The 14,060-nt window shown below is 67.0% G+C and carries 15 protein-coding genes; 6 read left to right on the forward strand and 9 right to left on the reverse strand.

The window, feature by feature from the left end:
• Window positions 1-555: 555 nt before the first annotated feature.
• From D7223_RS32190 to D7223_RS32205, 3 genes are all read right to left on the reverse strand, one after another.
• Window positions 556-1,761 (reverse strand): FUSC family protein, encoded by a 1,206-nt coding sequence (locus D7223_RS32190; RefSeq protein ID WP_120733450.1) that lies wholly within the window; start codon window positions 1,759-1,761, stop codon window positions 556-558.
• A gap of 1,955 nt (window positions 1,762-3,716) precedes the next feature.
• Window positions 3,717-4,064: a histone-like nucleoid-structuring protein Lsr2 gene (locus tag D7223_RS32200; RefSeq protein ID WP_120733454.1), complete on the reverse strand. Its 348-nt coding sequence runs from the start codon at window positions 4,062-4,064 to the stop codon at window positions 3,717-3,719.
• A gap of 875 nt (window positions 4,065-4,939) precedes the next feature.
• Window positions 4,940-5,152, reverse strand: coding sequence for a winged helix-turn-helix domain-containing protein (locus D7223_RS32205; RefSeq protein ID WP_337589470.1), 213 nt, complete (start codon window positions 5,150-5,152; stop codon window positions 4,940-4,942).
• 342 nt (window positions 5,153-5,494) lie between these two features.
• Between D7223_RS32205 and D7223_RS34075 the strand changes: the two genes are divergently transcribed.
• The 5 genes from D7223_RS34075 to D7223_RS32225 all read left to right on the forward strand — a co-directional run bounded on the left by D7223_RS34075 (window position 5,495) and on the right by D7223_RS32225 (window position 7,696).
• Window positions 5,495-5,623 (forward strand): hypothetical protein, encoded by a 129-nt coding sequence (locus tag D7223_RS34075; RefSeq protein WP_272948784.1) that lies wholly within the window; start codon window positions 5,495-5,497, stop codon window positions 5,621-5,623.
• Window positions 5,624-5,811: 188 nt separating this feature from the next.
• Window positions 5,812-6,102: a hypothetical protein gene (locus tag D7223_RS32210; protein WP_147252651.1), complete on the forward strand. Its 291-nt coding sequence runs from the start codon at window positions 5,812-5,814 to the stop codon at window positions 6,100-6,102.
• Between the two features lie 207 nt (window positions 6,103-6,309).
• Window positions 6,310-6,513 carry a hypothetical protein gene (locus D7223_RS32215; RefSeq protein ID WP_120733460.1) on the forward strand — a complete coding sequence of 68 codons (204 nt, stop codon included), beginning with the start codon at window positions 6,310-6,312 and terminating at the stop codon, window positions 6,511-6,513.
• Between the two features lie 17 nt (window positions 6,514-6,530).
• Window positions 6,531-6,824, forward strand: a complete 294-nt coding sequence (locus D7223_RS32220) for a hypothetical protein (protein ID WP_147252652.1) — start codon at window positions 6,531-6,533, stop codon at window positions 6,822-6,824.
• A 317-nt stretch (window positions 6,825-7,141) separates the two neighbouring features.
• Window positions 7,142-7,696 (forward strand): excalibur calcium-binding domain-containing protein, encoded by a 555-nt coding sequence (locus D7223_RS32225; protein WP_120733464.1) that lies wholly within the window; start codon window positions 7,142-7,144, stop codon window positions 7,694-7,696.
• Between the two features lie 128 nt (window positions 7,697-7,824).
• Here the strand turns inward: D7223_RS32225 and D7223_RS34080 are convergent, their stop codons facing one another.
• The 3 genes from D7223_RS34080 to D7223_RS34175 all read right to left on the reverse strand — a co-directional run bounded on the left by D7223_RS34080 (window position 7,825) and on the right by D7223_RS34175 (window position 10,880).
• Window positions 7,825-7,953 carry a hypothetical protein gene (locus tag D7223_RS34080; RefSeq protein WP_272948785.1) on the reverse strand — a complete coding sequence of 43 codons (129 nt, stop codon included), beginning with the start codon at window positions 7,951-7,953 and terminating at the stop codon, window positions 7,825-7,827.
• A 254-nt stretch (window positions 7,954-8,207) separates the two neighbouring features.
• Window positions 8,208-9,386 carry a PP2C family protein-serine/threonine phosphatase gene (locus D7223_RS32230; RefSeq protein WP_120733466.1) on the reverse strand — a complete coding sequence of 393 codons (1,179 nt, stop codon included), beginning with the start codon at window positions 9,384-9,386 and terminating at the stop codon, window positions 8,208-8,210.
• 1,143 nt (window positions 9,387-10,529) lie between these two features.
• Window positions 10,530-10,880, reverse strand: coding sequence for a helix-turn-helix domain-containing protein (locus D7223_RS34175; protein WP_337589471.1), 351 nt, complete (start codon window positions 10,878-10,880; stop codon window positions 10,530-10,532).
• Window positions 10,881-10,959: 79 nt separating this feature from the next.
• On the opposite strand from D7223_RS34175, the gene D7223_RS32240 reads away from it, so the two are divergent.
• Window positions 10,960-12,144, forward strand: a complete 1,185-nt coding sequence (locus D7223_RS32240) for an FUSC family protein (RefSeq protein WP_238162331.1) — start codon at window positions 10,960-10,962, stop codon at window positions 12,142-12,144.
• A gap of 35 nt (window positions 12,145-12,179) precedes the next feature.
• On the opposite strand, the gene D7223_RS32245 is transcribed toward D7223_RS32240, so the two are convergent.
• The 3 genes from D7223_RS32245 to D7223_RS32255 form a co-directional block, all read right to left on the reverse strand.
• On the reverse strand, window positions 12,180-12,554 hold the full coding sequence (locus D7223_RS32245; protein WP_120733472.1) for a cupin domain-containing protein: 375 nt from the start codon (window positions 12,552-12,554) through the stop codon (window positions 12,180-12,182).
• 354 nt (window positions 12,555-12,908) lie between these two features.
• The gene (locus D7223_RS32250; protein ID WP_120733474.1) at window positions 12,909-13,529 is read right to left on the reverse strand and encodes a hypothetical protein; all 621 of its coding nucleotides are present in this window, start codon (window positions 13,527-13,529) and stop codon (window positions 12,909-12,911) included.
• A 242-nt stretch (window positions 13,530-13,771) separates the two neighbouring features.
• On the reverse strand, window positions 13,772-14,060 hold a 289-nt coding region (locus tag D7223_RS32255; RefSeq protein WP_120733476.1), incomplete at its 5' end, for a DUF4394 domain-containing protein.

Below are 14,060 nucleotides of genomic sequence, written 5' to 3' on the forward strand. Positions count from 1 at the left end.
GGGTGGCGGAAGAGGGGGCTCGGGGCGTCACCCGCCTGCGGCAGCAGGGGGCCGGTCAGCGACACAGCCCTCCACGACCATCGGCGTCAACGGGGTCCTCACCGTCACGTCGGAGCTTGGCCGCCGCGGTGTCCGGCGCGACAGCGCCGATCACGGCCACCAGGCCGGCGTGAGCGTGCGGGATGTCCAGGCAAGCGCCGGACAGGCTACGGGCGGTCAGGCCGTGCAGGGACGCCAACCCAGCCCGCCGCCATCCTCGCAGGCCGCGTCGAAGGCCCCGACACAACGCGTTGACCGTCGGCGCTGACCCCGATGGCGATGAGGGCATGAACGTTGACGGTGCGGTCCGCCTCAAATTTTCGCCCCGGTCAGGGGACCCTGGGTTCCGCGCAGGGCGTGGCAAGATGTTCTGCCGTTGTCTGTTCAGCTGTTCACCACCGAAAGGGCCGCCCTCAGCGATTGAGTTTCTCCGCGGTCGTCGCAGCATGGTCTGCTGTGTTTGCGGTTCGGCGTGGCTTCCTTGTCGTACCGCGATACGCACGGCGGGGTGGGTACTCACTCTGCGGGTGGCAGGATGCCGTGTTGGTCGGTGCCGAGGCGGCGGATGAGGTGGTTGGCCTCGGTGAGGCGGAGACCGGTGGCGCGGAGGATGTAGGTGGTGATGCTGCGGATCTCGCCGACGATGATGGTGCCGGAAAATCCGATGCCGGCGTCGACGGCCTCGGTGGAGAGTGCGACCGCGCGGAGTGCGGTCCTGCGGGTGTCGTCGGGTGGGCGGAGGAAGCCGAATTCGTCGCGTAGGTGGCGTACCGCGGCGGCGAGTGTGTCGATGGCGGCGGGTAGCGCCGCGGGGATGGGTTCGTTGTCGTTGATGGTGGTGATCGCTCGGCGGATCAGGTCCCGGCTGGAGTGTGTCGCGCGGGTCATCTGCTCGATGCCGTGTTCGTAGAGCAGGATGGCATGTCGTCGGCTGCGTCTGACAGGGGACAGGTTGACTACTTCTCGGGCGCCGCTGAGTGCTTCGTCGAGGTGTCCGAGGTCGGTCGCGATTGACTGCAGGTCGTGTTGCGCCTGCCAGGCCGGCGCTGTCTGGCGTGAGCGTAGGGCGGTGGCTGTTGTCGCCAGTTGGGTGCTGAGGGTTTCCAGGGGTGGGGCGGCGGCGCGGCGGACGGTGCGTAGCGGGTTCAGCGGCAGTAGCAGGATGACTACGAGCAGGCCGGTGAGTCCGCCGACTAGGGCATCGATGACGCGGGGTACCTCGAGGTCCTGCACGGTGGGAGACAGCGTGGCGATCAGCACGGCGGTGCTCGCGGCCTGGGCGACGAGCGCGCCTTGACCGCTCAGCGCGATCGCGAGGGTGACGGCCACGGCCACGACCACCCCGACCTGCCACGGACCGGTCCCGGCCACCGCGATCAGTAGATCGCCGATCCCGATGCCGACCGCGACTCCGACGATCAGTTCGACGGTACGGCGCAGCCGCTGACCAACCGACGACACGATGGTGCCCACTGCCGCGACGGGCGCGAACACCGGACGGTCGTTGCCCAACCCCTCGTGAGCGACCACCCACGCCAACGCACCGGCTGCCCCCGCCTGCACCGCCACAATCAAATTGGCCTGCACCTGCCGAAGCCGGTGCCTCAACGTCACCCGGCCGCGCCGGCGCAGGTCCTCTAACGCCCGCTCGACCCGCTCGGCACACCTATCCGACGGCGCATGCCGCCTCGCCTGTACACCCCACCACCGCAGCGACACCATCGGGCGATACCCACTACCAACGCGACCACACTGTCAACGCCGAGTCCCGAAGCGCCTCACCAAGTGAATGGCAGCGGTGTAGTCGGGGCGGAATAAGTCGTCGAAGTCTCGGAATCCGCTTCCCGTCTCCGGCGGCGGTTCCCGTTCGTCCAGGGGGCTTAGCCCCCCTGCTGATCACGGGGTTGACGTCGAATATGCTCATGCGGAGCGATCTCCCAATGGGGGTGACAGGGAACGAGAAGATCTACACCCCGACGGCCTCGCGAGCTGAGCAGGCGGCCCTTGACCCGGCACCAGGCGCGAGGCCGCTCGAACGTGCAAACCTCGACCGAGATTTTTTGAGCGCGAACAGCACGGTCCCGGCGAAAGCGCCGACCCATAGCAAACGTAGCCTGCCACGTGCTTCCCCAGACCGGGCGAGCTGCATCGCGACGAGCCAGCGTTGGCCCGCAGCAGGATGGCGATCACAACAGAGAGCAGGTTGACGACGCTGCCGTCCACTTCTACGGCCTAATCAGGTGTTAGCCGACGGATTCCGAAGGCACTGCTTTAGCCAGGAGAACCCGTGATCGTGCGAAACCCGCGAAAATACCTCCACAAGGCAAAAGGTGCAGGAAGGCGCTGGGCGCCACTATGGCACTTCGAGCAAGATCCACGCTCACCTTCGGTGGGGCTCGGCCCCCGCGATTAACCATGACGCCGCAGACTCAGTGGACGCGGGCCGTCGGCGGCGCTGCATTGCCGGCGGTCCGCGTCGGCTCGGTGTTTACCGGCTGTCAGGGGCGGATCAGGGAGTTCAGGCGGATGAAGAGGCGCTGCGCGCGGTCCAGGGTGGCGGCGCCGATTCGCGGGATGAGCGTGGCCTGTTCCCGGATCAGGACGGGCGAGCTTGTAGTGGTTGAACCAGCCGTTGGTAATGCCGTGCGTGCGGAAGTGCTCCTCGGTCTGGTGCACCACCACACGGGGGATGTTGGTGTTGAGGTCGGCCGGAGTGATCGGGGGATGGGCAACGCGGTGGCGTAGGCCCGGTTGATGAGGGGCGATTGGTGAGCTTTCCTTGTGTTGCTCGCGCTGCTGGGCAGGAACTCCGCAGTGATGACGAACACCGGGCAGGTCAGACACGCGATGGCTGTTGCCATGTCTTGATCAGTGGCATTCCGTAGAAGACTTTGAGTATGCCTGGTGGCCTAAGCTAAAAACGTTTTGGCCGGGCCCCCTCAGGGTCCGTCTGGGTCCGGGCAACCGCTTCGCCACGGCGGTTGCCTTTCCGGATGGTGCCCAGAGCCGGGTGTACCGCATTGTCCCACATCCAGGCGTAGTGGGGCCATCATCGCCGGATCTTATGATCAAGAGGCTTCGCGACCTGTCGCGCCATAACAGGGTTGATCAGGCTTGTGCCCCAGGGTGTGGCGGCGATGCGGGGTCAGGCGCACCCGATTGGTGGTCGGAGGACGATAGTTGGTGTAGAACGTCTACGGGCAAGGCCCTTGCCCGTACCTAGTGTGACAGTCTCGCCTTGAGGCCCGCCGCTCCGATCGGCGCTTGCACCGGAACTGGAGGACGAGCGTCGAGCTCACGCGGCCTGGTTGGCGGCGCCTCCCCGCGACCCAGTACGCCTGAGACAGAAAGCAGGGATGACCGTTGACCCCATACCGTCCGGTGCGACCGGCCCTGTTCCTCGCGCCCCCTACGTGTAATGAGCCCGGCGGCCCAACTGTGACTGTCGACAACAGCGAGGGCCGGATGCGGCGGCTGCGCCATCCCTTCGCCGTGGAACCCGCCGAACAGCTCGTGACAACGCCGAGCGAGGAGACTGGAGACTGCCACCTTCCCGACCCAGAGCGTGGGCATCTGTAGTCGTCGCTGCCTTGTAGCGAGCCGGCGCCCCGGACCCCGTACCGCCAACAATGGGGTGCGACACGCCGACTACCGACAACCCATCCCGCCCGGTCGGGTCAGCATCCCGCCGTCGTGTGGTACTCATCGACGATCTCCTGTGGAATCCGGCCGCGGTCGGAGATGTCCCTGCCAACCTTCTTGGCCCAGGCACGGATCGCCTTGTTCTGCACCCTGTCTGTGCTGGCAACCCGGCCTCGGGCGGCCCTGCCACCCACGACCACACCACCCCGGCCGGCCTTTCTGCCGCGCGTGATGTACGGCGCGAACACATCCCGTAGTTTCTCGGCGTTGCCACTGGACAGGTCGATCTCGTACAGAACGCTGTCTAGGGCGAACCTAACGGTTTCGTCGGCCCCGCCGCCGTCCAGGTCATCGACCAGCCTATGAATGATCTGCTTGGCCACGTCCCCACCTTCCTTCCGGGCAGAATGCACCACAACTTGCAGGAACAATAACCCTGCACTCGTTAACCAGTGCCGGCAGGGAGCCTTCAGCGACCACTGCTGCTTCACGACGTAATGACGAGAACATCCCGGAGAAGGGCGCCTCGCTCATGCGTACGCGAATGACCACCCTCAGTTGGTGCACCGAAGGCCTTACTTCCGCTACCACCGCTCGTTCGATCAGCTGACAAACCCGACATCGAAGGCGTGGCCCGACGGCGGTTCCTGATCGCGGTGGTGGGTGGTGCTGGTGCCACCACCCACCACCGCGATCGGGAACACCTCAAGTAGTCGTGTGAGAGTCATGGGCCGGTAGCGACCCGCCGGGGATCGCCAACGAAACCGCGCCGGTCCAATGCCTCGCAGTACGCCACCGACTGCGCTTACCACGTCGTGACCGCGGCTCCCGGCATGGGTGGCCCCGCGGATTGCCCTCGACGGCCACCCGACGTGGTTGCTCCCTCGACTGCCCTCGACCTGCCCGAGTTGCAGGTTGCCAACCCGTCGCCGCTGGCTCCTTGGCCGCGCACATCCCGCAATGTCGCCCCACCCGGCCGTCGTCGGCCACGCTGCCGTCGTCCGGTCGTCCCCGAGGCGAGCAGAGTTGCGGACCTTAGAGACTTATGGCTACGGGCTTATGGCGGCCTTAACCCGGCGTCCGCTCCGCTGCCGGTGTGTGCAAATAGCGCAACATGAAGATACTTTCGGGTAACGGTTGTGAGCTGGAAACTTTCCTGCAGTTCTGGGTTTGATTGCTGCGTGGGAACGTGCCCATCGCGGTCGGCTTGGTTGTGTGTCCGGGTGGTCGGAGTAACGTCCGACGCGTGATGGTCGCTCTATGAATCGTGACCCTTGACGAAGACCCCGCGACCGGGCTCGCCGTAGACGATGCCCTTGGCGTGAAGCACCATCACGGCGCGTTGCGCGGTCGCGATGGAGACGGTGTACAGCGCGGCCAGCTGGCTATAAGACGGGATCTTGGATGCGGGTGGGTACTCGCCAGTGGCGACGCGGGCGGCGATGTCGTCGGCGATCTGGCGGTAGGTCATTCGGCGGGGCATGTCACTCCTGGGTTGGCGCCCCGATGAGATCACGCGCACTAGGTTCACTCAACCTCCCCGTTGACTCATTGAACTAAGTGCACATACGGTAGCGGCGAACGGTCGCCCTTTTGTACCTGGGTTGGCGCCAAGGAGGCACGGGACCCGTTCGGGCCGGGGGTCGGGCCAACCGCCCGGCTCCCGGTTCACTTGCCACCCTCCAAAGGAGCCATCGACGAGTCGCGGCGACCCACCTGCGCCGAGTCCCGTGTCCTAGGAGCTGTCGTGTCCCAGCCGCCGCCGGAATGGCAACCGCCTCGGTCCGAAGACCCCGTCCCACCGTTCAGTGGCGTGCCCCACCAGCCAACGCACGCCGCCGCACCAGCCCACCGCCGTCAGTGGTGGCCCTACCTGCTGTTCAGCGGGATCGTCCTGCTGGTCCTGGTCCTCGTCCTACTGGTCGTCGCGCTGAGCTGCTGACCAGACGCACCATCACAACCTCACCGGAGAGCATGTGAACTACCGCACCTACGCCAGCATCACCGGCGATTTCCTCGCTGGCATCGTCGGCCCTCGGCTGCGACGCCGGGTCCAGCGACACCGGTTCCGTCGCCGACAGCGGCGACAACGCGGCACCGGAGGCCAAGGAGAAGTCCGAGGTGGCGAGGATGGGCAGCGGCACCGTCATCTCCGGAGACGGCTTGGCGGTGTCCACCAAGGCACCGAAGACGTTCACCCCGGCCGCCACCTCCGCAGGACACCAGCGGGGCAACATTGCGGTACTGGTAGAGATGACCATCACCAACGGCACGAAAGAGCCGGTTGACCTGGTCCTCGTGTCTGCCACTGCGGCGTGCGGCGCGGAGGGCACCCAGGCCAACCAGGTCATCGACGTAGAGAAGGGCATCACCGGGTTCGCAGGAACCCTGGCCCCGGCCAGAACCGCACCGCCAAGCTAGCCCTCTCCGCGCCCACGAAGAACACCTCAAAGATCGCGTTGACGGTCAGCCCGTCTTCCTCGACGGATCCACCGCGCTGTTCGAAGGCGCCCTGTAGGCGTCTGCTGGGAACCCCGCCCCAGCAGACACGGTGGCGGCCCCATCCCTGCTCGTCTCCCGGTTCGATGAGGGATGGGGCCGCCACCCCGGTCGGAAAGAGCCCACGCCATGCGCCATCTCTGGTTCGTGGAGAACCTGCCCGAGGAACGCATCACCATCGACCCGACAGGCTTCCCCGCCAGCGAGCTGTACGACCTCGCCACCGCCGGCGGGGAACAGCCAACAATCGGCGAGCGCGTGTCAGACCTGCTCGCACTGATCGCCGCCAGCTCCAACCGCATCCGCCAGCGCGGCGACGGACGGTCTTCGTGAGCACATACCACGTCACCATGACGCTGATGGCAGCACCACTGGCCACCTCGCTCAGAACGTTCGCCGGCTTGATCGCGCAGGTGCAAGCCGACCTTCACGAGTGGGCCGCGCACAACGCAGCAAACAACGTGGTGGTGCAGCCCGACCCGACCACGCACACCTTCGTCGTCCAGCTGCACGCCAGGACATCAACCCTGGCCACCGCCGTCTACCTCGCCGAACGCGCCGTGCTTAACGCGGCGGCCACGGAACAGACGAGCTGGCGCGTCGAGATCCTCCGCGCAGCCGCCTATCCGCTGGTCACCCCATGATCAGCCAGGTCGGGTCGGGGTGCTGTCCCCTCTTCGCCGGTGACCCCCACCCGACCTGGCCTCGCCCACCTGCCCACCGCCGACGCACCCCGGACCGCATATGGCACACACCGCGGCCAGCCCCGCCGCCCAGATCACTGTCAGCGTCAGTCTCACTGCGCCGACCACGGCGAACGCAAGGCCGGAACTGATCCTCACGTTTGCCGACAAGGCGCACAGCCGACAGATCGTCCTGTCCCGCGGACAGGCCCGCGTCCTCGCTCACCTCATTCGCCTGCTGCTCGACCGTAGCGGGTCAACACCACCGGAGCCCCGCCATGACCCATCCACCCACCAACGACGATCCGCAGAACAACCAATCGGATGCCACAGCACAGTTCCCTGTCTACGCCACCTCTGCGGTGCCCCCACCAACCCCCGCTGAGCCACCCCGAAAGAAGGCCCCGTGGCTGATCGGCGCCGGCATCCTCACCATCCTGTGCTGCTGCGGCACCGCGGTCGGATCCCTCGTCGACGACCCCGACAGCCCCAAACCGGCAGCCACCAGCACCCCATCCACCAACCAACTCGCAGACACGACAACACCCACCCCCATAGCCGGCGGCAACCCAACACAGACACCCGCACTCAGGCCCACGCCACCCACAACCGCGGCTCCGAACCCCGCACCAAGCCGCAGCACCGCCAAGCCACGCCCCACCCGCACCACCAGCAAACCCAAACCACCGCCGGCCCCGAAGACCGACCCACGATTCGACACCTGCAAAGAAGCCAACGCCAACGGCTACGGCCCGTACGTGGAGGGCGAGGACCCCGAGTACGACTGGTACCAAGATCGCGACGGCGACGGCATCGTCTGCGAGCGTCGATGAGCCAGTCCCCGCACACCTACCTGAACCCCGCTGCCCACAAGACACTAATGGCGCGAAAGGAGCTCAATCTGGGGCCGCGAGGGAGTGTGTCGTTTTCCGTGTTTGGATCTGTGGTGTGATCGAGGTTGTTAGATGGTGATCCGGTCGCCGTAGGCGAGGATCAGGGCGTTGAGGGCTTTGGCCCAACCGTAGACCCGGCCGGTGATGCTCCCACCGCCCCGGCGTTTCTGCTGGACAACGAGGTAGAGGACCTTCATCGCGGCCTACTCGGTCGGGAAGTGCCCCCGGCGGCGGGCGGCTTGACGTTCCCCGGATCGCGCTCGCGTGGGCTGAGCGACGGTGCAGGCATGAACGCAGCTTCGTCCGCTCCGCCGCCTGGGACATCGGCGGAGAGGACGTATGCGAGCCGGATCGTCCACAGTGATACGCCCGTCGAACGAGACGGTGTCGCCGACCGGATGTGACCTCCTAGCGGTCGGGCGGGCTCCAGTTCTTCTCGTAGCACGCCTGATCAGGTTCCGTTCCAGCGGAGCATGAGTAGGGTGGCGTCGTCGGTGAGGGTATCGTCCTGCCAGGCGAGGATGGCGTGTACGAGCTGTCGTGTGGTCTCTGGCAGTGGCAGCTCGTCGGCGAGGGCGCGTAGGGCGAAGTCGGTGAGCCGGTCGACGCCGAAGGCTTCGCCTCGGTTGGAGCGGGCTTCGGTGATGCCGTCGGTATAGAGCAGGACATGGTCCCCAGGTTGCAGGGCCTCCTCGACCACGACCGGTGGGCGGAAGTCACCCATCGTGACGGGAAGCGCGGTGGGTGTCGGGAGTACGGTGGCCACGCGGCCGTCGCGGATGATCAGCCCGCTGGGGTGTCCTGCGGAGATCACCCGCAGCCGGCCGGTGGGCTGGTCGAGTTCGGCCAGCACGCCGGTGATGAGGCCCTGCCGGTCATGGGCGCGGACGGCCTGATCGAGGTGGTGGTAGATCCCGATGAGGTCCTGGCCGGCGCGGCGGGCGTTGCGGTAGGCACCGAGGGCGAGTCCGGCGAGCATGACGGCGCGCATACCACCCCCGGAGCCGTGTCCCACGGCGTCGAACAGGGCCAGGTGGGCGGTGTCGCCGTTGACGGCGTAGTCGAAGGCGTCGCCGCCGACGTCGTAACTGGGCTCGAGGATGCCGCTGATGATCGTGGTCCCGGTGGAGAACGTCAGGGGTGGCAACTGCGCGCGCAGCACCTCCGCCGCCATCCGCATCGGCGCCCGCCGACGAACCTGTTCGATGGTGTCGCTGTAGTGCGAGCAGTTGACCACCAGATCAGCCAGCAGCGCGCAGGCCGCCACGAAGTCAGGGATCCGGGGCGAGTCGATCGGCGCCGGCGCGGTGACTGCGACCACTCCGAGACGTTCCATCCCGTTGAGAAGCGGCACCCACAGCCGTACTCCGTCGGTGCCCTCTGCTGCAAATGTGGACATCGAGCGGTACGCGCGTCCTGCCAGCGTGGCATCGATGGTGAGTGCCTCGCCGGCGCTGGTGCCGGACGCCGGCAGTGGCAGCAGCTGCCGTTGTTCGTGGTCGACGACGTACAGACACATGCCGGTCGCGCCCAGCCCCCGCGCGGCCTCGTCGGCAAGAGCGGGCAACTCCTCGCTGGCCGCATGCCGCGCCCTCTGCACCAGTTCCTGCAATACCGTCCCCGCGCGCATCCCGACCTCCGTGGCGCCTCGGTCAACCCGGCCCCCCGGCCACGGTCCGTCGAGCAAGGCTACGGCCGCTGCCGATCGTCAACCAGCCCCAACGGGTGGGTGTGACCGAGTCACCGCCGTTGGGCCGGCCTTGTCCGCGTACGGGCGTCTGCCACTATGGGGGTGGTTCCCGCGGGAGGGGGCAATGCGGCTCCTTCCGCACCCCGAAGGGTGGCGTCAATGAGGACGTATCCGATCCTGCAGGTCGTTCACGCCGAAGGCCGCTTCCGATGGAGACTGATCACTACGGCCGGCGACCCACCGGAGGCGACATGCGGCGACTACAGCCATGGATCACTGGCCGCATGCCGGGCATGTGCCGCCTCTGCCATCCGCTTGGCCCGGCTAGCCGCGGTGCGTGGCCGGCCGATCGTACCGGGCAGGTATGGCTGGTTGCTGTCGTACGGCGACGTGGTCCTCGCGCGGTCAATCCCCACCTTCGGCGACGGCGAGACAGCGGCGCGAGCAGGTGAACAGTCACGCCGCCACCTCAAGCATGCGCGCGTGATCCTCGAGGTGTGTTGAGGCTGAGCCCGTGTCGGCGACGGCAACGGCGGTGAACAGCAGCATTCCCCGTCGGCGGCGCGTTGGGCGGCGACAGTGGCGGCGGGATTCGGTTGAGCCGCCGGTCAGGACAAAGAGGACCTAACCTTGACCGCAGGGGCGTGCGCCGACATCCTGGTCGTCAGGGGGAGATTCTGGCAAGGCCGGGAAGCCTCGTCGACAGCAGGCGGTGCAGCCCTGTTCTTGTAGGCGAGAATCCGCGTTTCTGCGTTACGCGCGTATGCCCACCCAAGGCAGTTCATTAGCGGCGCGTGCCGTGGCGGTCGGATTGACCGGGAACACCCGTTACTGGGACAGTTCGGGCCAGCCGTTAATCATGAAGCCGCCGCGGGTCTATCGCCGCCCCCGATGGCCGGGGAACCTCCGGTGGCCGTCGGCCGCTTCCCGTGTATCGACCAGGGCGATGATCGGCAGGACGGCCGCGGCGACACACTCGACAACTAGCGGCGTCGCGTGCCCCACAAGCAGAAGCAGTCCAAGAGCGCGAGCGCGCCCATGCTGCCGCCCCGGGGCGACACTCCGGTCGAATACCACCCACTCTCAACGTCGGGGCGCGTAGCTGATGTGTCGTTCGGCAAGTTTTTCCCGGACTGCGCCACGCGCGAATCGCAAGTGTCCACCCACAGTTCGCCCCGCAACAAGAGTCCCGGAATTTACCCACCGCAGTACGGTCTTGGGATGAACGCCAAAAAGCGTCGCAACCTCACGTGTCGTCATCGTTCGATGCGCTTCCTGTTGAGTTCTCTTCACTATTCCGCCTCTCCTGACTTGTATGCAAGTATCGCGCAATTGTAACTCACCCGAAAACGGCGGAACGTTCATCAACAGCGCACCAGCCGTCCGCTGCTCGCGGACCCGCGTAAGGCACGTGCGGTGGTAGCGAAATGCCATGACGGTAGGTCCCACTGCGCCGACCCTAAAGAGGTGGCGGGGCCGGGATTCGAGCGTCGAGTGGTGGGTAATGCCCCGCGTGACCGACAACCAGCGAGTCGAGCGTGCCGCCGACGAGGTGTGGCGCGCGGCGGCGCAACATGGTGAACGAAGCGTCGCTGCGGCACGGCAGCGCGGGCAGGTCGCCGGTCGGATCCGGCTGCGTCAGCTCGAGGTCATCCTGGTGATCTCGGTCCAGGCCGGACTGGCGGCCGCCCTTGCCGCCGTGCTCGCCGACCACCTGCTCGGGCCGGGAGCGCACGTGTTCGCCCCGGCCGCGGCGGTCGGCACGATCGCTACGGCCATCGGCCAACGCGCACGGCGTACATTCGAATTGCTGGCCGGCGTTGGTCTCGGAATCGCCATCGGCGACGGGCTGCGGTTTTTGCTCGGGTCGGGCCCGTGGCAGACCGGCGTGATGGTCGCCCTGGCGATCGCCGCCGCTCTGCTACTCTCCGGCAAAGGCAGCGCCCTGGTCGGTCAGACCGGTGGCACCGCGGTGCTGATCGCCACCCTCGCGCCAATGGAACGCGGGCTTGAACTGCCGCGGATCTTCGACGCCCTCGTCGGCGCGGTCGTGGGCATCGCCGTTGTCACGCTGCTGCTGCCGGTCAACCCGCTGCGCATCTTGGACAAGGCCACCAGTCCGATCTTCAACTCGTTGTCCAGGCAGCTCGCGAAAGTCTCGCGCGCGCTGGTCGACCGGGACGCCGAGGCCGCGGTGCGGGTGTTGGACGACCTTCGCAACCTCGACGACGACCTCGGCCGGCTGCGCGAGGCGCTGGCCGGGGCCGACGAGGTCGTCACCCTCGCACCGACCCGCTGGCACCGTCGAGAGCAGGTCCGCCGGTACGCGGACATCGCGCAGCAACTGGAGCGTCTCGTCGTTGACGCCCGCGGCATGTCACGCTGGTCGGCGAACGCGCTCCAGTACCGGGAGCCAGTGCCCCCGTCGCTGTCACACGCGATCACTCGCCTCGCCGACGCCATCGATCAGCTGCGACGGGAAAGCCGCCTGGGGAGCGGTCACACGCGGAGCCGGGACATGGTCCGACAGTCCGTCGAGCTGGCCGCCGCGGCCCGGACTGGCGGCCTACGCACGTACGGTGCCGGATTGGTCGTCGACCTGCGAACGGCCGCCAGCGACGTTCTCCGCGCGACCGGTTGTCCACCGCCTGAGGCCAACCGCATCGTCCGCGCCGCCGCCGATGGATCAGAAGGCTGACCCGCCATCCGGCCTGATGACGATCGGTGTGGCGGCTACTCCACCTTCGTAAGTATGGGCCTACCCTTCTCGACGACATAGGTGGCCAGCTCGATCGCGAGGCCGTCGCCGATGTTGCGGACGGTGTGCGGCAACCGGTAAGGCACGGTCAGCGCGTCACCAGCAACACACACCATGATCGGATGGCCCTCGATCTGGTGCTCCAGCGAACCCTGCAGCACACATATGACTTCCTCGCCGTAGTGGAAGTGCTTGAACGGCCGAGAGTCCGGCGTGATCTCGATTCGGGTTTGGACGACCTGGCGTCCCGCAATGCTGAGGTCGTGTCGCTGCAGGTCCACGCGCCACAGACCCGACGCCGTCTCCACCGCACTCGGACTGACGCCCTCAGGCCGCTTCGTCGTGGTCATCGCGTGCCGCTCCGTCCTGTCTCCGGCCGCTGGATGTGCCGGTCTGTGCGCTATCGGCAACCGTAGGCGGCAGTCGGCCCGGTCGAGATGGGAACGTGGAAACGCCTGCGGCTCGGATCATCCGGCAGCGAACTCGGCGGGTGGGGCGTACCGCCCTTCGACCAGCCCGTGTCGCTTCGGGGTCGGGATCTCGCGCCGCGAGAATGTCCCGCCTTTCCAGGTGCCGCTGTCAGTGGCGCTGCATCCCCTGTTGTATCGGATCGACGGGTCGATCGGGCTGGCAATCTGGGCCGTGGGGTCGAAGACGCGGTAGCGAGGACCACCGCTGCACCGAGTGGCGTCGGCGCCAAGAAGTTACTGCAGCAACCGTACAAGGCCAGCGGCGACTCGACCCGATCGGCGAGCCTGATGCAGCCGCCGGCCGGCGTCGAACGGGCCCTGGGCGGGCAACCCCTCCTCCGTCAGTGCCCCGTAGGCAGCGACCACACCGGTGGACAGCGCCGTGGCCGTCCAGGCGGCGGACAGCCTCACTATGGCATAAGCGAAGACCTGCCCGGACGGGTCATAGAGGGCCAAACCTTCGTGGCGAGCCCTCAGATGCCATCCGGTGGTGGATGCCAGTGGCATTCCCGGACTCCATCGCGCAAGGCCCAGCAGGATCGCTGCTTCGACCCCAGCCTCTCTGACGGCGCCACAAGCGTCCTGCACGATCATCGGGTCGTTCGACGAGAACCAGGCGATCGTTGCAGGATGGTCCAGCTCAGGATCGGTGCACTGCCGTGGGGCGGCGGTGGAATCTGTACTCGGGGGGCTGCCATCGTCCGGAGTGGGCCAGAGATGGATGAGGTCGGGGGCGTTGCGTGCGCGGCGCGCGGTCTCCGCGACGGCGAGCATCCAAGCGTTGTCCGCATCGTCCCCGCTCCCCAGATTCGACGCTGCGCCCTCGCTTGTGGTCTCAACCTCACCATCGGTCACGACAAGTAACCTAGCTAACACCCTTCGAGATGTCGCTACCTCAACGGGGGTTCTCACCTGTGCGGAAATGCGGCCGCCACGTCCGGCCCCCCTGCACACGGCAGGAGTGTGTCGAATGTGTGAGACAGGGCCCAAATCCACGCAGTCCCCGGCAGGTCCACGTAGTGCTCGGCTGGCTAGGTTCGGGGTTGGCCCGCGTGCGCATCAGGGGTGCCGCTGGCCCCGGGATTCGGGATTCGGCGTCAGCGTTGGCCGAGGGGGATCGCGAGGTCCACGACGGTGAGGGTGGGCTTGAACGCGCCGACGGGCTCGACGTCGCCGGTGAGGAGGTCGGCGGCGTAGATGCCGCTGGCGGTCGCACTGTTCAGTACGGCGTAAGCTCTGTTGGCGACGGTGCGGCCGTTGCGCACGACGCTGTAGATGTCGAAGCCGGCGTGGGTGCCGGCGGTGACGCCGAGCTTGCCGGTGGCGGCGAGTTGTCCGGAGTTGGCGGGGGACTGCACCGCGACCTGGTCGAGGTTGGTGTCGATG

This window comes from Micromonospora endolithica (genome assembly GCF_003626595.1).
In the GTDB taxonomy this organism is placed as follows: domain Bacteria; phylum Actinomycetota; class Actinomycetes; order Mycobacteriales; family Micromonosporaceae; genus Micromonospora; species Micromonospora endolithica.